The organism is Paenibacillus sp. FSL R5-0766, from assembly GCF_037971845.1.
Taxonomy (GTDB): domain Bacteria; phylum Bacillota; class Bacilli; order Paenibacillales; family Paenibacillaceae; genus Paenibacillus.
Window position 1 is genome coordinate 2,589,164 of record NZ_CP150227.1, and the last position, 18,953, is coordinate 2,608,116.

Consider the following 18,953-nt stretch of genomic DNA (forward strand, 5'->3'; position numbering starts at 1 on the left):
AACCTTTTTCCGTGCTTCCCCCAGGCTATCCCATATTCACACGATTTCTTGCTCGCCCTCCTTGAAGATAGATAAAAGGGAGGCAAAGCGGAGAAAGATGGCAGAACACGAACATAAGTTTTATAATACTAGATATATAGGTTCTGACAGGAGGGGAATGAACGTGGCTTTTATGATTGCACAGCGGGCATTTATCAAGCTGTATCTGATTACGATGGTTGAACAGCACAGGGGGTATGGTTACGAGATGCTGGAGGCGATGAAGCAGGAATTCAAAGACTACGGTTATGTACCACCCCAGAGCGAGGTATATCGGGCACTGCATGAATTGGTACAGCAAGGTGTTTTTTATCGGACAAAGAAACTTAAAGGCAATGATCCAAAGGTCGATTTTCAGGAAATCGTTTTATATCATTTTACGGATGATGGTGCGGAAAAAGCTGAGTTATACAAAAAACAGGTCAAAACGGATCTGGATCGTTGTCTCGGCATGTTACACAAGGCAGAAGAGGACAATTACGGTACGAAAGGAAGATGAGCATGAACAGACAGTTACAGTGGGGAGTACTCGGTACGTCAACCATTGCCAAAAATGCAGTCATTCCGGCGATCCAGCAGTCTGAACGTGGTGAGGTGTTGGCGATTGCCAGCCGCAGCAAAGAAAAGGCGGAAACCCTTGCCGAAGAACTCGGTATTGCCAGATCGTATGGCAGTTATGAAGAGCTCATCGCTGATCCGGACATTGAAGCCGTCTATATTCCTTTGCCTAACCATATGCACAAAGAATGGACCATCAAAGCGGCACAGGCTGGCAAACACGTGTTGTGTGAGAAACCTGCTGCCCTGAATGCAGATGAATCGGCAGAAATGATTGAGGCATGTCATCAACATGGTGTTCTTTTTGCAGAAGCGATTATGTATCGATATCATCCCAAGCACAGACGTGTGCAAGAGATTATAGCTAGTGGAGAGATTGGCATCGTCAGAGCCATCCATGGTAACTTTACCTGTAATACCGCTGATGACAAGGAGAATGTAAGGTTCAAAAGAGAGATGGGCGGCGGATCATTATTCGATCTTGGCGTGTATCCGATCTCGGCAGCCAGGATGTATCTGGGACAGGAACCGGAAGCGGTGACAGTACACGCTCTATTCTCGGACGAGCATGATGGCGTGGATATGATGGCGTCGGGATTGGTAGAATTTCCGAATTCGGTAGCTTTAACTTTTGACTGTGGCATGTGGGCTTCAGGTCGAGCGGAGATGGAGATTCTCGGGACGGAAGGGCGGATTGAACTGCCAAAAGTGTTTGGCTGGGAGAACAGTGATATTCCACCTCAGATTATTGTGCACACGGATTCGGTCAGCCGTGAGGAGCGTGTATCGGTGTCGAATTCCTATGTGCTTCAGGTGGAGACGTTTGCAACGGCTGTGCTTGAAGGTGAAGCCCTACCTTTCAGTCCGGAAAATACCATTCAAAACATGCGCGTTATTGATGCATGCCTGGAATCGGCTCGAACTCGTCAACGTGTGCAATTGATCGATTAGATTAGGTCAAATCAGTTTAAACATACTAGAAAAGTAGACTCCATCTTCAGGGATGAGAGTCTTTTTTCTGTCTTTAAATGTTACAATTATAATATTTTACAATTTAAACCTCTTCATTTGATATTTCTACCAAAATGATGTGATATAAATAGTCATGAGATGACTTGTTTACTATAATCTAGCAGAACATACAACTAGACCGTTACAGCTTGTAGAACGCATATCGTGACAACGTTCATCTACTTTGAGGGATCGGGAGGCCGGATTGATGAAAAAGTTGATATCCACCGCATTACTGGCATTGTTGTTAACGTTTGTTTTCTTCACAGGTTCACAGTTCACTCCAGTCGCACAGCAGAAGGCATCTGCTGCAACATGTACCATCATCAATACGTTTACGGGTGTAGCAAATTATTTAAGTGCAAACGGAACGTTGCCATGTAACTTTATTACCAAATCACAGGCAACAGGACTCGGCTGGGTAGCATCCAAAGGAAACTTGGCTGTAGTTGCTCCTGGCAAAAGCATCGGTGGGGACACATTTGGCAATCGGGAAGGGCTGCTGCCTTCGGCCAGCGGACGTACATGGCGCGAAGCGGATATTAACTATACTTCCGGCTTCCGTAATTCGGATCGGATTGTGTACTCCAATGATGGACTCATCTACAAAACGACAGATCACTATGCATCATTTACACGTTTGAAATAGAGGAAGGAGCAGCGATGAATACCGTGATTCTGGATGGAGAAGACTTTGCGAGTAGCGCTGAACTTCATCAACAATTAAAGGACAAGCTGAAACTGCCGGATTTTTATGGCGGTAATCTCGACGCTCTGTGGGATTGTCTGACGGGTACGATTGAACTTCCACTAGAGCTAAAATGGACCAACTACCTAATCAGCGAAGAACGCCTGGGGAATGAAGCAGGCCGGGTACGTGATTTGATGTTGGAGGTTCAGGCTGAACAGTCTGGATTTCAATTGCTTGTTGAGAAGTAGGCAGTAAATAAAGGCAGTTTAAATACAATCCGTCCAGCCGAGCAGACCACTTGTGGTCTGTTTTTTTGTGTTATAGGAGGTTGTCCAAAAAGGTTGTTCAAAAAGTCTTTGTGTTGATTACGAATCATCTGAAAGTAGAGCGAGATTTACTTTGTTTACTTGTCGTTAAAATTATTTTCACGGAGGTATTGATTTCTGCATAACTTACGTTAAAATAAAATTAACATGAAAAATATTTTAACGTCGAGGAGTGAAAAGGGATGAGCGATAACACAGCAGTTGGCAAGCAAGGTATGGGTGAGTTAATACGAATCAGACCGTACATGCAATTTATGCTTAGTAAAGTTGTATCCAGATTTGGTGATTCGATTGACTCGATTGCCTACAGTTGGATGGTGTACATTCTAACCGGTTCGAAAGTGCTGATGGGTACGTTGCTGGCGGTGAATTTTTTGCCCAATATCCTTCTGGGTCTGTTCGCCGGGGCTTTGGTTGATCGCCTGTCTCCCAAAAGAGTGATTGTGATTACGAATACCGGTCGCGGGTTGTTGGTGGGGATTACAGCTCTGCTGTTTGGATTGGGCCAACTTGAAGTCTGGCATCTGTTTGTCATTACAATTCTGAATTCTTTGCTGGAATGCTTCACTAGTCCTGCGGAAGTGTCCAGTGTCCCCCGATTGCTTCCCCCATCGATGCTGCTTTCGGGTAATGCGATGTCCTCTTCCGCAACCAGAGTGGCCGAACTCGCAGGACTTGCAGTGGCGGGAGCCCTTATTGCTACAATAGGCATTGCCTGGACGATCTTGATTGATGCGGGGTTGTTTGCGCTAAGTGCTTTGATTATGAGCCGAGTAGGCTACCCTGAAGCCTTAACATCTGCTAACAATGAAGATAAAACATCAATTGAAATAAATTCTCTTCCATCCGACAAAAGTAGTATATTCTCCGAAATGGCGGAAGCTTTTCATTTTCTCCGTAAACATGCCTTATTGTTAATTGTCTCCATCCTGTTTGCCTTCGTTAATTTCTGCCTGATGCCGTTTAATGTTCTTCGTACACCCTATGTCATTGAAACGCTGCATGCTGGCGCTGGGGGATTAAGTCTGCTTAGTGGGCTGATGGTGGGAGGCATGCTGCTCAGTGGTGTATGGTTGACACAAAGGGGAGCGAATTATCGTAAAAGTGTGCTGGTCATCAGCGGTATTGTCATGTTGGGTCTCAGTTATGCGATGACGGCACTACCCGCTTATATGACTTCCTTCCAACTGCCGGTTGCAGCGGCCTTTTGTCTACTGATGGGTATGGGGATTCCGCTGGCTACAACACCGCTGGCCACCTATCTTATGGAAGTTACCCCTTCGGAGATGCTAGGCAGAGTGTACGCCCTTCAAAGTATGCTTGTCTTGAGTGTCGCACCACTTGGAAGTCTGGCTTCGGGAGCACTTGCAGATTGGATGACCATGCCTGTTCTGTTTATTGTCTTTGGTATTATGCTTGCCATGTCCGCAGGTATGCTGTTATTTAGCAAAAGTTTTCGAAGTGCTATGTGAAGATATTCTGAAGTGATCATTAGCCAATTTTCTGTATCAAGTCATTTCTCGCTCGTTTTGACCGAAGTCCTGACGCAACGTTATAATAGAGATATCGATGGACAACAGGTACCCCGGAAATGAGGATACAGGGATGGCGCACAAGGTTCTTTCAACAATTGAAGAAATAAAAATCTACTCCGATCCGTATCGGATTCAGATCATGAATATGTTTAACAAGCAGGGCAGACCATCCACTGTCAAAGAAATCGCCGACCAGATGGGTGAGGTGCCAGCCAAAGTTCACTATCATGTAAAAAAGCTGGAGAAAATCGGTCTGCTGACGATCGTTTCCACACGTGAGATTAATGGGATTATCGCAAAATACTACGAACCATTCACCGGAGAGATCCATCTCCGTCACGAAGATGAAGATAAGGAAAACTCTCCATTGAAACAGGTGTTTCGGTCCGAGACACTCAAATTATTAAATGAGATGTTCGAACAAAGTCGTCAGCGATTCATGCATCAGGCGGAAAACGAAGATCGGATGTTTCTCTCGGACATCACGCTGTATGCAACCCGTGAGGAAGTAGAGCAGCTGTATAAAAGCATCATAAAACTCTGTGAACCCTATACTACAAAAGAGAATCGACAAGGGGAACATGAGGTCTTTCAGTTATTCTCTGCTCTCTCTAAACCTATAGTGAAAATACCTGCTTCTAAGACAAATGCAAAAGAGAAAAAGAAAGCTACGTCTGATAAGGACAAAGCAACTACGAAAAAGTCTCGATCTGTGTCTAAGCGGCAGGAATCTGCATCATCTGGCAGTGAGTCCGAAGAATAAACGGATGGAATACATGGGTTCAGCCTTATTGATGGAAGCAAGTAACCGCAAACGTGAGAGACTGCTATGGAGAAAACTAGAAAAAGCCGCCCAATGGCGGCTTTTTAATGCGTGATAAGGAAGGCTAATGGTGGAGCAGTCTATTGAATTCATTTCAATTTTGACGCTTACCATTTCAGCTCATAACGAAGTTACATGTTCTCATCGTAACCCTTCACATCACGTTTGGCTGCGGTTGCGGGGGAGTTGGATGTGCCATATTCTTCGACCGCTTCCCAGGCATCTGCGTTGTCGAACTTGCCCGCTCGCTGCTGTCTTCCTTCTCCAGCACCACTTGGAGGCATGGTCATCACTTCTTCTTCAACGGGCCGATCGTTGCTGATCTCCACATTAGGCGTGTCGTCAATACAGTAAGCCGTATAGGGGATAGCTTCAAGTCGTTCGAAGGGAATATCTTCGCCGCACGTTACACAGGTTCCATATGTACCTTGCTCCATACGTTCCAATGCGTCGTTTACTTGATTGAATTCGTCTGTTAATGTATCGTCGATCGCCAGATCACGGCTGCGTTCAAATGTTTCCGTACCGGCATCTGCCGGATGATTATCATAGGAGGACAGCTCACCGGTTGAATCTTTCAGCGACTCGACTGGAGCACTGTCTTCCATGCTGGATTCAAAATGACGCTGCAAGTTTTCACGTTGCTCTAAAAGGGCGTTTTTCAGTATTTGATGTTGATCTTTAGTTAATGTACTCATAAGGACATGCTCCTTTCCCGTTGTGGGGTGTAGTAAGTCTTTACCCGAATTGGAAGAAAAGCAATCATTTTCGTGAGGAATAGGGCTGTATCGTTTTATATCTGACGGATTATGTGTTATAAAAAATAGAGAGAGAAATTGCCGTGTGTTCTTCCCAGGAAATAGAACTACGGCTTGGCTTATAATGGAGGTTGTCAATATGGATGAACATATGAAACGAAGATTGGATAAACAAAGACAATTGTTCAAACAATTGGGTGTGCAGCTAGATGCGTTATCGATTCATGAAAAACAATTTAATTATAAACTTCGTGGTTATGATCCGGATGAGGTAGATGCTTATCTTGACCTGGTCATCAAAGATTACGAACGTTTCTATGCCAATATTGCAGATCTGATGGACAAATGGCAAGAACAGCAGTTAACGATCCGCGATCTCAAGTCGTCCGCGAAACCGGTGGAAGATCCAACCAAGATTGATCGCAAACAACTGGATGATATTGTGAAACAACTGGAATACAGTGTGCGACAGCTCAAGATCAGAGCACGTCCCGAAAAGGATCTGTTCTCTGAATAGGTCAGTATGACTAGGATTATATTAAATAAAGGTGGTTAATCATGAGTACTCATTTTTCGGTCAGTGTGCATTGTTTGTTGTTATTGTCACTCAGCGCGCCTGAACGAATCACGTCTGCACATATTGCAGGTAGCGTGAATACCAACCCTGTCGTCGTCAGACGTATTCTGGGCGGGCTGAAAAAGGCAGGATTGGTGAACTCCTCTCCTGGAACAAGAGGCTTCTACTTAGCGAAGCCATCAAGTGAAATCACATTAGCCATGATCTATCAGGCTGCCAAGGACGAAGGTCCATTGTTCCCGATTCACGGCAATTGTAACCCGGATTGTGAAGTGGGCTTGCATATAGACGGCTTGCTGACCAATCTGTATCAGGTTGCAGAGGCGAAGGTGGAGCAGTTCTTTGCATCCATTACACTCGAAGATATGGAACGTTCCTGTACTCAGATGCAAGCTGTTCCATCACAGACAGAATAGATTGCAATAAAGACTTAAAGTGCATGTTCAAAAAGGGTGGTTTTCAGTACCGAGAAGATGGGATGAATTCCATATTCGATGCTGCGATGCCGTTAGGCATCCTTCGTAATCAAAAGCGGACTTTTTGAACGACCTCTTAAAGGAAAGGTGGGTTGTTATATGAAAATTGTAGTCATCTCTGACACGCATTTATCACGTAAATCACGGAAGTTACCGACTAGGCTCCTGGATGTACTGCCGAGTGCCGATCTCATTCTTCATGCCGGTGACTGGTCGGATTGGAGTGTATACCCATTGCTTAGTGAGTATGCACCAGTTGAAGGTGTAGCGGGTAATACGGACCCGTCCGAAATCGCTGAAAAACTGGGATATTCCCGTATTGTTGAAGTGGAAGGACTTCGTCTGGGTCTTGTGCACGGACATCTGGGATCAAAGGGTACGGAGCAGAATGCAATTCATACGTTTGCAGGCCAGCATGTGGATGCTGTGATCTATGGACACTCACATATCCCGGTGATGCATACCGTGGACAACACGCTGGTATTTAATCCCGGGTCGCCTACGGATCGGCGTTTTCAGAAGCAATACTCATTTGGCATCATGACAATAGATCAGGGGAAAATACAGGCTGAACACGTGTTCTTTGATCGGGATTAGAGAGATATGCGCTGGTTGCAAGTTGGACGAGTGCAAGAACCAGAACCAGCTACTGAAGTGGCGACTTGATAACGGACAGGGAACCTTTTCCTTAAATTTCATCTTATATATATGATTATTGTACAAGGCATCTTTGAGCAGATTTTAAATCTGTTCCAGGGATGTCTTTTTTGATTTCTGATCACATCATTCTCTTGAGAAGTTATCTCTGAATGGGGAATGTGCTCTGTTCGTTATCTGTCATTCATCTGTTGGCGTTTTCCCCTATGGTGACGTTCAGTGGAGTGATACAATGCCTTTACGACATAAAATGAATACGTTTACATAAGGAGATGGATCATGATGAAACTGTCTGTATTCACGGTGGCTACTCCTGATCTGAATGCAGAAGAACTGGCATCGGCTGCGGCAGCAGCGGGAATTGATGGAATCGAGTGGAGATTCCGTGGAATTCCTGAAGATGCTATATCTGAAGAGCCTTCTTACTGGAGAAATAATCGATGCTCGGTAGATCCGAGCCGCTGGGAGGAACAGGTTCCTGTTTTTCGTGAAGCAGCGTTAGGGCAAGGTAGAAAATCCATCGCACTTGTACCGTATCTGAACTGTGAAGATCTGTCTGCCACCAAGCAAGCGTTTCAGGCTGCGGCTGGTTTAGGAGCATCTATGATGCGTGTGGGTGTTCCTGGATATGATCGCAAGACCAGTTATCCTGAGTTGTATCGTAAAGCCGTTGATTACCTGAGTGAAGTACAAGATCTGGCCAAACAGTACAACATCAAGGCGATTGTAGAGACACATCACCAGACGATTGCACCGACGGCATCGCTGGCCTATCGGCTTGTGCAATCGCTCGATCCGCAGCATGTGGGTGTACTGTACGATCCAGGCAATATGGTGCATGAAGGATATGAGAATCATCGGATGGGACTTGAGTTGTTAGGCCCTTATCTTGCTCATGTACATGTAAAAAATGCCGGGTGGTTTGAAGCAGAAGGGAAAGATTCGCAAAAGGCTAATGTGACTGAAAAGAGCAGCGGAGTGGCTCTGAATACAGCCTGGAAATGTCACTGGACGCCGCTGACTGAAGGCATGGTCGATTGGGTACAGATGGTGCGGGATCTTCGTGCCGTCGGGTATGACGGATATTACGGAATAGAGGACTTTAGTGGTGCCTTGGAATCCAAGGCGATGTTACAGCATTTTGCAGACGTTTTCGCCGAAATTGAGCGTCGTGTGGACGAGGAGGAGCAGTCATGAGTATCGTACGAGTAGCGGTGATTGGTATTGGAAACATGGGAGCAGCACATGCCAGAACGTTGGTGGCTGGAGAAGTACCCGGTGCAGAGCTGGTCGCCGTATGTGATGTAAGAAGAGAGATGGAGAGCTGGGTATCCAGTCATCTTCCCGCAACGGTCACTTATTGGCAGGATGCAGAGCAGATGATGGCTTCGGGTACGATTGATGCAGTCATTATTGCAACGCCGCATTATGATCATCCGGAACAGGCCATTCAGGCTTTCCAGCATGGCTTGCATGTCATGATCGAGAAGCCGGCCGGTGTATATACGAAACAGGTACGCAAGATGAATGAAGCGGCCGCAGCCAGTGGCAAAGTCTTTTCCATGATGTACAACCAGCGGACCAATCCACTCTACATTAAGCTGAGAGACTTGATTGCTTCGGGCGAACTGGGTGAAGTACGGCGTACCAACTGGATTATTACGAACTGGTATCGATCCCAAAGTTACTATGATTCCGGCGGCTGGCGGGCAACTTGGGCAGGGGAAGGTGGCGGTGTACTGATTAACCAGGACCCGCATCAACTGGATCTGTGGCAGTGGACCATCGGCATGATGCCGGTACGAATGCGTGCTTTCTGTTCGTTTGGCAAGTATCGGAATATTGAAGTGGAAGATGATGTAACGGCTTATGTGGAGTATGAAAATGGAGCAACAGGTGTCTTTGTAACGACTACTGGCGAAGCACCGGGTACCAATCGATTCGAGGTCAACGGAGACCGGGGGAAAATCGTGATCGAAGACGGAAAACTTACGTTCTGGCGACTTCGGGAATCTGAGCCTGAATTCAATCAGCGGTTTACCGGAGGTTTTGGACAGCCCGAATGCTGGAAATGTGAGGTTCCGATTACAGGTGTGGAAACGGGGCACCCGGGTCTGATTCGTAACTGGGTTGATGCGATTCGAACAGGTGCAACACTTATTGCTCCCGGTGAGGATGGTATACACGGATTAACATTGTCAAACGCTATGCTGCTGTCCACCTGGACGGATAACTGGGTGGATCTGCCGATCGATGAGGATCTGTTCTATGAGCATCTGCAAGAACGTATTGCTGGTTCAACGACGAAGAAAGACAAGGCATTCAGTGGCAGTCAACCTGCTGATTTGAGTCAGACGTTTAAATGAAGACGATTTGTTATATAAGACGAGTTCATTGTAATCAACATTTTATAATAAGGATGGGATGACATGGCTAAAGACGGAATGTTTTATGCACCAAAAAGTGTTACAAAAGAGGTCTTATGTGGTCCGGGTGAGTTCACGATTGCTGCTGTTGCGCTGGATCACGGACACATCTACGGCATGGTTGGGGCATTGTTGGAGGCTGGTGCTACCCTCAAGTGGGTGTATGATCCGGACCCGGCGAAGGTAGCGGCATTTCAGAAGCAGTTCCCACAGGCTCAAGTTGCTGGATCTGAAGCGGAGGTGCTTGCAGATGATGAGGTGTTATTGGTGGCAAGTGCAGCGATCCCTTTAGATCGTGCGCCGCTTGGCATGAGAGTTCTGGCCGCAGGCAAGGATTATTTTACAGACAAAGCCCCATTTACCACACTGGAGCAATTAAAGCTTGCACGAGAAGAAGTGAAGCGAACGGGCAAGAAGTACATGGTGTATTACAGTGAACGACTGCATGTAGAAAGTGCGATCTATGCGGGGCAGCTCATCGAACAAGGGGCAATCGGCAAAGTAGTGCAAGTTATGGGCACAGGCCCGCATCGCTTAAATGCAGGAGGAAGACCCGACTGGTTCTTCAAGCATGAGCAGTATGGCGGTATTCTCTGTGATATCGGGAGTCACCAGATCGAACAATTCCTGACGTTTGCATCATGCACGGACGCTGAGGTAGGGTTCAGTCGTGTGCATAACTTCAATCACCCACAGTTCCCGGAATTGGAAGACTTCGGCGAAGCTTCTCTGATCGGGGACAACGGAGCGTCCGGTTACTTCCGAGTGGACTGGTTCACACCGGATGGTCTGGGCACATGGGGCGATGGACGTACAGTTATTCTGGGAACGGACGGTTATATTGAGCTGCGGAAGTATATCGACATCGCAAGGGAACCTCAGGGGGATCAGGTGTACCTGGTCAATCATGAAGGGGAGTACCGCTACAATGTAAAAGGCAAGGTCGGTTACCCGTTCTTCGGCCAACTCATTCGCGATTGTCTGGACCGGACCGAGACCGCCATGACACAGGAACATGCATTCAAAGCGGCAGAACTCTGTCTGATTGCACAGCACAAAGCCATGAGCGAGCGCGTGGTGTGGAGTAGCGGAGCGAAGTAAATGTTTTAGGTGAAGGGGAGCAAAGGTTGATTACTAAAGGTTATTAGTAAATCTTCTTTTGTTGAGTGAAGAAAGAGCAGCCCAAATGTTAAACTGCATCCAACAAGTTAGTCTTTTCTAACGAATGGAGCAGTTTGCACTGGGACTGCTTTTTTTAAATGTTCGTGACTTCGCAGATGGATTAATATGGGTTATATTATATGTATTTCGAATATTGTTTGAAAAGAGAGGTGTTTACGAAGTTCGTATATATGATGTTAGACGAAACCGCTAGAAGCATAAATAGAAAAAAGATATGATAGGAGACATTATGGAAATTAAACTTGTTCCAGTAAAACCAGAAGAAAAGAGTACTCTATCGAATCTATATCAACTGTATCATTATGATTTTAGCGAATTTACAAACCAAGAGATTAATAAAGATGGAAGGTATGAAGTGAACATTGATTTCTTTTGGGAAGGTGACCATAGATGGAAGCCATATTTAATAGAGGTTTCTGGAAGATTAGCAGGATTCTTAATTGTGCTTCTTGAGAATTTAGATACCGATCCAGATCCGACACATGTGATCTATGATTTTATGATTATTAAGAAATTCAGAAGAAATGGTATTGGTTACTCCGCTGCTATCAAGGCATTTGAATTATATGAAGCGAATTGGAAAATTGCTCAGATGGAGAATAATACTCCTGCAATATCGTTCTGGAGAAAAGTAATAAAAGATTTTACAGAAGATAATTATATTGAAAGATTCAGGGATGATGTAAAGAAGTATGTTCAAGCGTTTAGTACAAAGCAATAGAAAGATAGCATTTTATAGGGTTATTTAAGGCGGCATCGTCTAACAATGCTTTCCTACTGTGGGCATTCGCCCTTGATCGCCAAGAGGGATTTCAGCGAAGTATATTCAGGCGATACATTCAACCAGCTAAGTCTGACGACCCGTTCCCTTCGGTCACTTAAGCTGCTTGAACGTCAGGAATGCGGAAACGTTATAGGAAATCAGCGAGTAAATCGAAAAAAAGTCGCTAAAATGCGTATACAAGGAAGGAGAAGATCGAATTGTTGTTTGCTCAATTGGCTGAAAAAAATCAGTTACATTTTAAATCTGGTTCAATTAACGGGACTTCAGGAGTTGCTGTTTTCAATACATCGTGTACTAGTCGATATTTTTTAGAGAAACGTTGGGAACAAGGTGAAGACATTCTGACTGCCATAATGATGAATCCAAGTAGGGCTTCACACAATGAAACTGATGATACGGTTGATCAGTTAATTAGTGTTGCAAAAATGCAGAATTGTCATGCACTATTTGTTGTTAATGTTTCTAGTCATATTCAAGGTACCAGTAGTAAAACAAAAGTTTCACACTTTGATTATGAAGCCATTAATTGGTTGTTTGTTTCTAATGCTATTTTAGAAGCTAAAATCGTTTTCCTTGGATGGGGAATGAAGGGGCAGAAAGGAATTAATAAACAACAAAAATTATATCCTGCTATAGTAAATACTTTTAAGACTTCGATAGATAAATTGTATAGTTATGAAGTATTAAAATCGGAAGATAAGAAATTCATTGAAAATCCTATTTTTTATGTACCTCATCCACGGCCTCAGGGGCAGAAAAATAAATATTCAAATATATCAATTCAAAATATTAGTAGTGATGAATTCAACTGCTTATTTGTTAGATAAATAAGATATCTTTAAATTAAATAGGATCTAATGCTTGTAAGTAGTTCAAAGAGGGCGTTGACATCCTATAACATAATATTCAAGCTGCGGCTCCTTTTGGAGTCTTGGTCTGCAAGTTGGATTTCGGAGAAGCATTTCAGCAGACAACCCCTTCGGGGTTCATGAATACCGGAACGTTAAGTGAAATTCCAGTGAGAACTATAGGCTTGAGAAATGGTATGATATAACCATCAAAACAGAGGAGGGACAATGATGAAATGGCAAGAAGTTCAACAGATTTTTCCGAATCAATTCGTAAAATTCGAAGTTCTTCATTCTGAAGAAACAGACAATCAAGAGATCATTTATGATGTGGCCGTGATTGGCCCGATCAGTGATGAAGAGGCAACTCGCGAATTATTGAACAGCAGAGACAAGACTCTGGTTTACCATACTTCCAAAGATCAAATCGTTGTTAAGGTACGGAAAAATATAGGATTAAGGAGAAATCTTTAAATGAATATTGAATATAGAGATGGGCTGTTATTCACGGAAATAACAGTCCATTTTAATAAGCAGAAGAAAGTGATATCGAACATCGTGATCGATACAGGAGCTAGTCATAGCTTGCTTTCACAAGATGAAGTGGATGAGATTGGGATACTAGTGAGTATGGACGATGAAATCATAACCAGCTACGGAATCGGAGGCAAAGAGCATGCCTTCAGTAAGCGAATCGACGGTATACAGGTAGGGGATTTCATTTTAAAGGATATATACATAGACTTTACTTCATTTAAATATCACAACATTAACGGACTTTTGGGACTCGATGTACTGACGGAAGGAGAATTTGATATTGATTTAAAGAGACTTAAATTACTTCGTTCACAATAGATAAAAGACATTAGAGATTGAGTGGTGATTCGAGGAAGACTGGAACATCACTTAACAGCATATTCAAGCAGCGACTCCTTTCGGAGTCTTGGTCTGCTAGATGGATTTCGAGGAGGTATTTCAGCAGTCAACCCCTCCGGGGTTCGTGAATACAGTAACGTTATCCGAAATACCTGAAATGGGGAATGACAATGAAGTACTTGAATACAAGAAGAAAAAGGTTTATGTTTGCATGTTTGCTCATCGTAGTAATTTATTTTTCTCTTTCTGGATGGATAAGCATGGAAGTGAAAAAAACTATAAGAAGTGTATTGCTAACTGAAGATTTTATAAAGAATGAAAAAAATATAAAGAAAGAAGCATTTGATAACTTTTTGAGATTTAGCGGTAGGGAAGTTTATCCGTTATATAACAAAAATGATGTTGAGATAGATGTTGTTGTAAGTCAACCTATTTCAATTCATTATTTTGTTGGGGGATATGCATGGATGACTTATAGATATAGAGGAATTGACAAGAAGACTAATGAAATACTATTTGGTGCAAATGCTCCAATAAGAATAAAAGTAGATCTGGTTAAGGGTCGATGGAAAATCATTAAGAAATGGGAAAAACCGTGAATGATAGTAATTCAATGAAGTCAGGTACATCGGATAACAATACATTCCTACTGTGGGCATTCGCCCTTGATTGCTTAGAAGGATTTTCAAGAAGATTATTCAGGCGATACATTCAACCAGCTAAGTCTGACGACCCGTTCCCTGCGGTCACTTAAGCTGCTTGAACGTCAGGAATGCCAAACGTTATCTGACATAAAACTATTACATTTTAGGAACAAATAATGAATATCACTTTCTCGAAATGGGTGCAATATTATCGAAGAAATAATCAAAACCTCAAATATATTCATTGGGATGACCACTATAAATTAACAACTAATGAAAGAGAAATAATCATTAAGTCACTTCAACAGTTTCAATTAGGAGAAAACTCTGAAGGTAAACATCTAATTAAACGTGCGCAAGAATATGTACATCAGACACAAGATCAGGATTACTATGAAGCGCTTATAGAATTCATTAAAGAAGAACAGAGGCACGCTAGAGATCTAGGCAGATTTATGAAGGTACAGGGAATCCCGCTTCTTCGTAGACATTGGGTGGACAATGTATTTAGAAGATTACGTCAATATGCGAGTCTAGAACAATCAGTCATTGTTCTATTAACCGCTGAGATCATTGCTAAGTTGTACTATAAAGCCTTGCAAAAATCTACAAATTCAGAAGTATTAATAGATTTATGTAATCAGATTTTAAGTGACGAGGAGAAACATGTTCAGTTTCAATCCGAAACACTTCATAAATTTGCTCAAAATAGAAACGTCTTCTTTAACAGAATAGTTTATACCCTTCGTAGAATTCTTTTTGAAGGAACGCTAATTATAGTGTGGTATCAACATAAGCCTGTATTTAAAGCTGGGGGATATAAACTCAAAAGTTATTACTATGAATGCCGCCATGAGTTTAACTTAACAAAGAAGATTATAGCTAGTTTACAGTAGAGGTTTATGTCAGATAACATTATATCCATACTTTAGGTCCTGACGCTCCCTCGGTCAGCCCGAAGGGAATTGGCAGGGAAGTGGAATCTGGCGGACACATCCGCACCGACTAACCGCATCGCGTTCGCCCCGAACGTGGCTTAAGTCGGTGGGGCGTCGTGATACAGTAACGTTATAGGAAATCAGCGTATAAAAATACAAAATAAATTATTCAAACTCTGAATAGGAGTGAAATCATGCTGGAAGCGGTTATTTTCGATATGGATGGTACACTATTTCAAACAAACAAAATCTTAGAGTTATCGTTAGAAGAAACGTTTTCTATCTTGAGGTCTCGTAATGAATGGTCGAGTGAGACTCCAACTCAAAAATATCGTGAAATTATGGGAGTTCCTCTACCAGTTGTTTGGGAAACGTTATTGCCGAACCATTCAAATGAAATCAGACGAATTGTGGATGAGATCTTCCTTGAGAAGTTAATTGCAAATATTAATAATGGCAATGGCGCCCTATATCCGCATGTCAAAGAAATTTTTAATTACTTGAAAGATGAAGGCTATTTCATTTTTATTGCAAGTAATGGACTAAACGAATACCTTAATGCCATCGTTAACTGCTATAAATTAGATAAGTGGGTGGCAGAAACTTATAGCATCCAACAAATAGGAACTCAAAATAAGGATGACTTAGTCGGTCATATTCTTAAAAAACATCACATCAGCAATGCAACTGTAGTTGGGGACAGGATTTCTGATTTCAATGGCGCAAAAAACAATGGGTTGAAGGCTATTGGTTGTCGATTTGATTTTGCCCAAGAAGGGGAGCTTGCACAAGCGGATTTTATTATTGACGACTTACTTGAATTAAAAAATATATTTAGACATCAGGGAAAATAGAATACTTTTGTAATTATATCGATGAAGACGCTGAAGTCCTATAACACCATAGTTAAGCTACGGTTACCCCTTGGTCACAATGATGTTTTTGGCTGATTTATGTGACAACTTGCTGCGTAAGTTTGGGAACACAAAAAAGTTAGCAAAAATCAGGGGAATGCTTAATTAAAAGATTAGATAAACTATTAGTTAAGGACGGGGATTTCAATGAGTAGCTTGTTACTAACCTCTTGTGGTTTTTATACAGATGATATTAAAAATCAATTTCTGGATTTTATTGATGGAGATATTTCTCAATTAAAAGTCTCAATTATTACAACAGCATCCCCTAGAAAAGAAACTAATAGATATGCACAAAGAGCAATGCAAGAGTTTAAGGACATGGGATTTCAGCATATCAATTTTGTAGATATTGAATTTGATGACCCGCAAATTCTCTTACATAGAGATGTTATATATATTAATGGTGGAAATCCATTTACACTATTGTATTACGCTAAGAAAAGTGGTGCTGATGAAATTATCAGAACACTGGCCGCACAGAATGTAATTATAGTTGGAGTAAGTGCAGGAACGTTATTACTGGGGCCGAATATTAACATTGTCGATTTCTTTACTCCACAGATGAACACAATGAATTTAACGGATTTTAAGGCATTAGGTGTAACAGACAAGCTTATTTTTCCTCACTATGATCGAGAGGACATATTTAAAGATCGTACTAATAAAACAATCGAAGAGAGAATAGTAGAATTTGAATGCAATGAGAAATGTAAGGTGACAAGGCTTAAAGATGAAGAATATATCTCAATCTTAATGAACCAAGCACATTGAAAGTGATAAATTCATTGAAAGTAGCTCGAAGAAGACCCTAAAATCTTGCCAACACCGTATTCACGCTGCGGGGCTACGCCTCTTGGTCTGCCAGTGGGGGGTCGAGGAAGTGGTATCCAGCAGACAACTCCTGTGAGGATAAGTCTTCGACCCAGTCGCCCCATTAAGTCTCTCGGGTTCGTGAATACAACAACGGTAGATAAAATAACGAAGAAGTTTATATTGGGAGTTGATTCATTGAAGTATTCAACTGTAGTTCTTGACTTGGACGGAACATTATTAAATTCAAAAAAAGAAGTATCTAAGAGAAACGTAGATGCGATCTTATCTTGTTATCAGAAAGGAATGAGAATAATATTTGCAACAGCTCGACCGCCCAGGGCGGTTAATTGGTTGCTTCCACAAGGATTAGTAGATATCGGGGCTTTTGTATATTACAACGGAGCTCAAGTGATATGTAAGGAAACCAAGATAGAAATTAATGAATCAATCCCTGCTAATGTAACTACAGAAATTCTTGATTACTGTTTGAAGTGTGACCCTCAAATTGAGCTGACTATGGAAGTGAAGGATGAGTGGTTTAGTTTAAGAGAGCTTGATTATATGAGCTCAATGAACACACAATCAAACCCCATAGTAAAACCCTTAAAAGAATTAAAGCAATATGATGCTACGAAGATACTTCTGACTGGCAATAATCACAATTCTGGATTGTTTGAAAAATTCGAGGGTAGAGTGAATATACTAATTACGGATAATAATAAATTAGTACAAATCATGCCTCTTCTGGCATCTAAGGAAATGGCAATTACTAAACTCTGTGAATTATATAATGTAGAATTGGATTCCGTTATTGTATTTGGGGATGATCATAATGATGTAGGCCTCTTTAAGATGGCGGGATATTCTATTGCTATGGGAAATGCGATTAGGGAATTGAAGGAAATCGCTGATGAAATAACCGTTAATAATGATGAAAACGGTGTTGCTGTAAGTCTAGAAAGATTTTGTGGGTAACTCAAGGTTACTTTATCTAAGAGTACATTCATACACCGTCGCACTTGCTCCTCGGTCGCCAAGAAGGATATCGGAGAAGTTGATTAAGGCGACACACTCAATCAGCTAAGTCTATTAACTCGTTCCTACGGTAAGCTGCTTGAACGTCGTGAATACAACAACGTTAGCTGAAAGAAGTTCTTATTTTAGGAGGGGTCTATATGATATTAGGAAAAGTTATAAATAAAATTACCATACAAAGTGAATATAAGGATTTAGTTGATAAGTATGTGGATCATATTCTTAACGAATTCAAAGATAAGATTCATAGCATTTATATGTGTGGCTCGATTCCAAAAGGAACGGCTCAACCTTTTAAGTCAGATGCAGACTTTACTATTGTATGTGCAAATCCCGAAGATATTGATTACGAAAGATTGTCAATGATTAAAGACAGGCTTTTGGAAGAATATCCATTCGTCACTAAAATGGATACGATCATTTGCTCGATTGATGATGTATTAAGTAGACCGAATGATTGGGGTTTTTGGATTAAGATCATTTGTGTTTGCATACATGGGGAGGACATTGGTGAAAAAGTACCCCCGATCATAATTTCTCCAGAATTCATTTTAGAGTTAAATACAGATACCAAGGAGGAAGTAGATCGTGTACATCGTTCACTTTCTAATGTCAGTGATGACTCAATGAAAACTAGATATATTAAAGGTTACTCTAAGAGATTAATTCGTGCATTATACTCTTTGGTTTTAGAAGATACAGGGGTATGGGAAGATGAAATCATTAAGATGAAGAATGCCATATTAAACTATTGTGAGATTAACGCCGCTTTAGTTGAATATCTATATGCTTGTTACTTGGATAGTAGCAATGTACTTGTTGAAGAGTTTTTGAGAATTGCAGATGAAGTATATCGCTATTTTGAGAACGCTTTAAATACAATGGCTGCTTCCAGAAATTCATTTGGCTAACAATATATTAACGATCGTAATCACCTTGAGAAGCGAGTGACCACATCCAGCCCCTAATCCCGTCGGGACATCGCCAATACAAAACGTTATCGGAAATCAGTTAAAATCAATATCAATATGAGGTGCGT

23 protein-coding genes are annotated in these 18,953 nt (G+C 42.1%); 22 read left to right on the forward strand and 1 reads right to left on the reverse strand.

What is annotated here, in order from left to right; translation table 11 throughout:
- Positions 1-163: 163 nt before the first annotated feature.
- The 6 genes from MKY66_RS11755 (at position 164) to MKY66_RS11780 (ending at position 4,923) form a co-directional block, all read left to right on the forward strand.
- Positions 164-538, forward strand: a complete 375-nt coding sequence (locus MKY66_RS11755; RefSeq protein WP_036609188.1) for a helix-turn-helix transcriptional regulator — start codon at positions 164-166, stop codon at positions 536-538.
- A gap of 2 nt (positions 539-540) precedes the next feature.
- Positions 541-1,548, forward strand: a complete 1,008-nt coding sequence (locus MKY66_RS11760; RefSeq protein WP_076208835.1) for a Gfo/Idh/MocA family oxidoreductase — start codon at positions 541-543, stop codon at positions 1,546-1,548.
- A gap of 268 nt (positions 1,549-1,816) precedes the next feature.
- Entirely contained in the window at positions 1,817-2,257 is a 441-nt protein-coding gene (locus MKY66_RS11765; RefSeq protein WP_076208834.1) for a ribonuclease, read from the forward strand.
- Positions 2,258-2,271: 14 nt separating this feature from the next.
- A complete protein-coding gene (locus MKY66_RS11770; RefSeq protein WP_076208833.1) occupies positions 2,272-2,547 on the forward strand; it encodes a barstar family protein in 276 nt (91 codons plus the stop codon).
- Between the two features lie 260 nt (positions 2,548-2,807).
- A complete protein-coding gene (locus tag MKY66_RS11775; RefSeq protein WP_076208832.1) occupies positions 2,808-4,097 on the forward strand; it encodes an MFS transporter in 1,290 nt (429 codons plus the stop codon).
- A 133-nt stretch (positions 4,098-4,230) separates the two neighbouring features.
- On the forward strand, positions 4,231-4,923 hold the full coding sequence (locus MKY66_RS11780) for a helix-turn-helix domain-containing protein (RefSeq protein ID WP_076208831.1): 693 nt from the start codon (positions 4,231-4,233) through the stop codon (positions 4,921-4,923).
- Positions 4,924-5,114: 191 nt separating this feature from the next.
- Here MKY66_RS11780 and MKY66_RS11785 read toward each other — a convergent pair whose 3' ends face one another.
- Positions 5,115-5,681, reverse strand: coding sequence for a TraR/DksA C4-type zinc finger protein (locus tag MKY66_RS11785; RefSeq protein ID WP_076208830.1), 567 nt, complete (start codon positions 5,679-5,681; stop codon positions 5,115-5,117).
- Positions 5,682-5,880: 199 nt separating this feature from the next.
- Between MKY66_RS11785 and MKY66_RS11790 the strand changes: the two genes are divergently transcribed.
- The 16 genes from MKY66_RS11790 to MKY66_RS11865 all read left to right on the forward strand — a co-directional run bounded on the left by MKY66_RS11790 (position 5,881) and on the right by MKY66_RS11865 (position 18,825).
- Positions 5,881-6,258 (forward strand): DivIVA domain-containing protein, encoded by a 378-nt coding sequence (locus MKY66_RS11790; protein WP_017689054.1) that lies wholly within the window; start codon positions 5,881-5,883, stop codon positions 6,256-6,258.
- 41 nt (positions 6,259-6,299) lie between these two features.
- The gene (locus MKY66_RS11795; RefSeq protein ID WP_076208829.1) at positions 6,300-6,734 is read left to right on the forward strand and encodes an Rrf2 family transcriptional regulator; all 435 of its coding nucleotides are present in this window, start codon (positions 6,300-6,302) and stop codon (positions 6,732-6,734) included.
- 159 nt (positions 6,735-6,893) lie between these two features.
- The gene (locus MKY66_RS11800) at positions 6,894-7,391 is read left to right on the forward strand and encodes a metallophosphoesterase (RefSeq protein WP_036670453.1); all 498 of its coding nucleotides are present in this window, start codon (positions 6,894-6,896) and stop codon (positions 7,389-7,391) included.
- A 342-nt stretch (positions 7,392-7,733) separates the two neighbouring features.
- Entirely contained in the window at positions 7,734-8,648 is a 915-nt protein-coding gene (locus tag MKY66_RS11805; protein ID WP_076209479.1) for a sugar phosphate isomerase/epimerase family protein, read from the forward strand.
- Entirely contained in the window at positions 8,645-9,817 is a 1,173-nt protein-coding gene (locus MKY66_RS11810; RefSeq protein WP_076208828.1) for a Gfo/Idh/MocA family oxidoreductase, read from the forward strand. The genes MKY66_RS11805 and MKY66_RS11810 overlap by 4 nt, the downstream gene beginning before the upstream one ends.
- 63 nt (positions 9,818-9,880) lie before the next feature.
- A complete protein-coding gene (locus MKY66_RS11815; RefSeq protein ID WP_076208827.1) occupies positions 9,881-10,978 on the forward strand; it encodes a Gfo/Idh/MocA family oxidoreductase in 1,098 nt (365 codons plus the stop codon).
- A 310-nt stretch (positions 10,979-11,288) separates the two neighbouring features.
- Positions 11,289-11,780, forward strand: coding sequence for a GNAT family N-acetyltransferase (locus tag MKY66_RS11820; protein ID WP_076208826.1), 492 nt, complete (start codon positions 11,289-11,291; stop codon positions 11,778-11,780).
- Between the two features lie 275 nt (positions 11,781-12,055).
- Positions 12,056-12,670, forward strand: coding sequence for a DUF1643 domain-containing protein (locus MKY66_RS11825; protein WP_339807141.1), 615 nt, complete (start codon positions 12,056-12,058; stop codon positions 12,668-12,670).
- Positions 12,671-12,922: 252 nt separating this feature from the next.
- Positions 12,923-13,165, forward strand: a complete 243-nt coding sequence (locus MKY66_RS11830) for a hypothetical protein (RefSeq protein WP_076208824.1) — start codon at positions 12,923-12,925, stop codon at positions 13,163-13,165.
- Positions 13,166-13,546, forward strand: coding sequence for a retropepsin-like aspartic protease (locus MKY66_RS11835; RefSeq protein WP_076208823.1), 381 nt, complete (start codon positions 13,166-13,168; stop codon positions 13,544-13,546).
- A 281-nt stretch (positions 13,547-13,827) separates the two neighbouring features.
- Positions 13,828-14,166 carry a hypothetical protein gene (locus tag MKY66_RS11840; protein WP_143760253.1) on the forward strand — a complete coding sequence of 113 codons (339 nt, stop codon included), beginning with the start codon at positions 13,828-13,830 and terminating at the stop codon, positions 14,164-14,166.
- Between the two features lie 221 nt (positions 14,167-14,387).
- Positions 14,388-15,107, forward strand: coding sequence for a ferritin-like domain-containing protein (locus MKY66_RS11845; RefSeq protein WP_076208821.1), 720 nt, complete (start codon positions 14,388-14,390; stop codon positions 15,105-15,107).
- A gap of 236 nt (positions 15,108-15,343) precedes the next feature.
- On the forward strand, positions 15,344-16,003 hold the full coding sequence (locus MKY66_RS11850; RefSeq protein WP_076208820.1) for an HAD hydrolase-like protein: 660 nt from the start codon (positions 15,344-15,346) through the stop codon (positions 16,001-16,003).
- A 207-nt stretch (positions 16,004-16,210) separates the two neighbouring features.
- Positions 16,211-16,837, forward strand: a complete 627-nt coding sequence (locus MKY66_RS11855) for a Type 1 glutamine amidotransferase-like domain-containing protein (protein ID WP_076208819.1) — start codon at positions 16,211-16,213, stop codon at positions 16,835-16,837.
- A 180-nt stretch (positions 16,838-17,017) separates the two neighbouring features.
- Positions 17,018-17,854 (forward strand): Cof-type HAD-IIB family hydrolase, encoded by an 837-nt coding sequence (locus tag MKY66_RS11860; RefSeq protein ID WP_339807142.1) that lies wholly within the window; start codon positions 17,018-17,020, stop codon positions 17,852-17,854.
- A 200-nt stretch (positions 17,855-18,054) separates the two neighbouring features.
- Positions 18,055-18,825 (forward strand): nucleotidyltransferase domain-containing protein, encoded by a 771-nt coding sequence (locus MKY66_RS11865; RefSeq protein WP_076208818.1) that lies wholly within the window; start codon positions 18,055-18,057, stop codon positions 18,823-18,825.
- The last annotated feature ends 128 nt before the right edge of the window (positions 18,826-18,953 follow it).

What these genes read in the sequence shown, in the direction of transcription:
- MKY66_RS11775 (WP_076208832.1), top strand. Translation starts at nt 2,808, where the DNA reads ATGAGCGATAACACAGCAGTTGGCAAGCAAGGTATGGGTGAGTTAATA.
- MKY66_RS11780 (WP_076208831.1), top strand. Translation starts at nt 4,231, where the DNA reads ATGGCGCACAAGGTTCTTTCAACAATTGAAGAAATAAAAATCTACTCC.
- MKY66_RS11865 (WP_076208818.1), top strand. Translation starts at nt 18,055, where the DNA reads ATGATATTAGGAAAAGTTATAAATAAAATTACCATACAAAGTGAATAT.
- MKY66_RS11770 (WP_076208833.1), top strand. Translation starts at nt 2,272, where the DNA reads ATGAATACCGTGATTCTGGATGGAGAAGACTTTGCGAGTAGCGCTGAA.
- MKY66_RS11785 (WP_076208830.1), bottom strand. Translation starts at nt 5,681, where the DNA reads ATGAGTACATTAACTAAAGATCAACATCAAATACTGAAAAACGCCCTT.
- MKY66_RS11840 (WP_143760253.1), top strand. Translation starts at nt 13,828, where the DNA reads ATGGAAGTGAAAAAAACTATAAGAAGTGTATTGCTAACTGAAGATTTT.
- MKY66_RS11805 (WP_076209479.1), top strand. Translation starts at nt 7,734, where the DNA reads ATGAAACTGTCTGTATTCACGGTGGCTACTCCTGATCTGAATGCAGAA.
- MKY66_RS11855 (WP_076208819.1), top strand. Translation starts at nt 16,211, where the DNA reads ATGAGTAGCTTGTTACTAACCTCTTGTGGTTTTTATACAGATGATATT.
- MKY66_RS11815 (WP_076208827.1), top strand. Translation starts at nt 9,881, where the DNA reads ATGGCTAAAGACGGAATGTTTTATGCACCAAAAAGTGTTACAAAAGAG.
- MKY66_RS11810 (WP_076208828.1), top strand. Translation starts at nt 8,645, where the DNA reads ATGAGTATCGTACGAGTAGCGGTGATTGGTATTGGAAACATGGGAGCA.
- MKY66_RS11795 (WP_076208829.1), top strand. Translation starts at nt 6,300, where the DNA reads ATGAGTACTCATTTTTCGGTCAGTGTGCATTGTTTGTTGTTATTGTCA.
- MKY66_RS11760 (WP_076208835.1), top strand. Translation starts at nt 541, where the DNA reads ATGAACAGACAGTTACAGTGGGGAGTACTCGGTACGTCAACCATTGCC.
- MKY66_RS11830 (WP_076208824.1), top strand. Translation starts at nt 12,923, where the DNA reads ATGAAATGGCAAGAAGTTCAACAGATTTTTCCGAATCAATTCGTAAAA.
- MKY66_RS11800 (WP_036670453.1), top strand. Translation starts at nt 6,894, where the DNA reads ATGAAAATTGTAGTCATCTCTGACACGCATTTATCACGTAAATCACGG.
- MKY66_RS11850 (WP_076208820.1), top strand. Translation starts at nt 15,344, where the DNA reads ATGCTGGAAGCGGTTATTTTCGATATGGATGGTACACTATTTCAAACA.
- MKY66_RS11835 (WP_076208823.1), top strand. Translation starts at nt 13,166, where the DNA reads ATGAATATTGAATATAGAGATGGGCTGTTATTCACGGAAATAACAGTC.
- MKY66_RS11820 (WP_076208826.1), top strand. Translation starts at nt 11,289, where the DNA reads ATGGAAATTAAACTTGTTCCAGTAAAACCAGAAGAAAAGAGTACTCTA.
- MKY66_RS11845 (WP_076208821.1), top strand. Translation starts at nt 14,388, where the DNA reads ATGAATATCACTTTCTCGAAATGGGTGCAATATTATCGAAGAAATAAT.
- MKY66_RS11765 (WP_076208834.1), top strand. Translation starts at nt 1,817, where the DNA reads ATGAAAAAGTTGATATCCACCGCATTACTGGCATTGTTGTTAACGTTT.
- MKY66_RS11790 (WP_017689054.1), top strand. Translation starts at nt 5,881, where the DNA reads ATGGATGAACATATGAAACGAAGATTGGATAAACAAAGACAATTGTTC.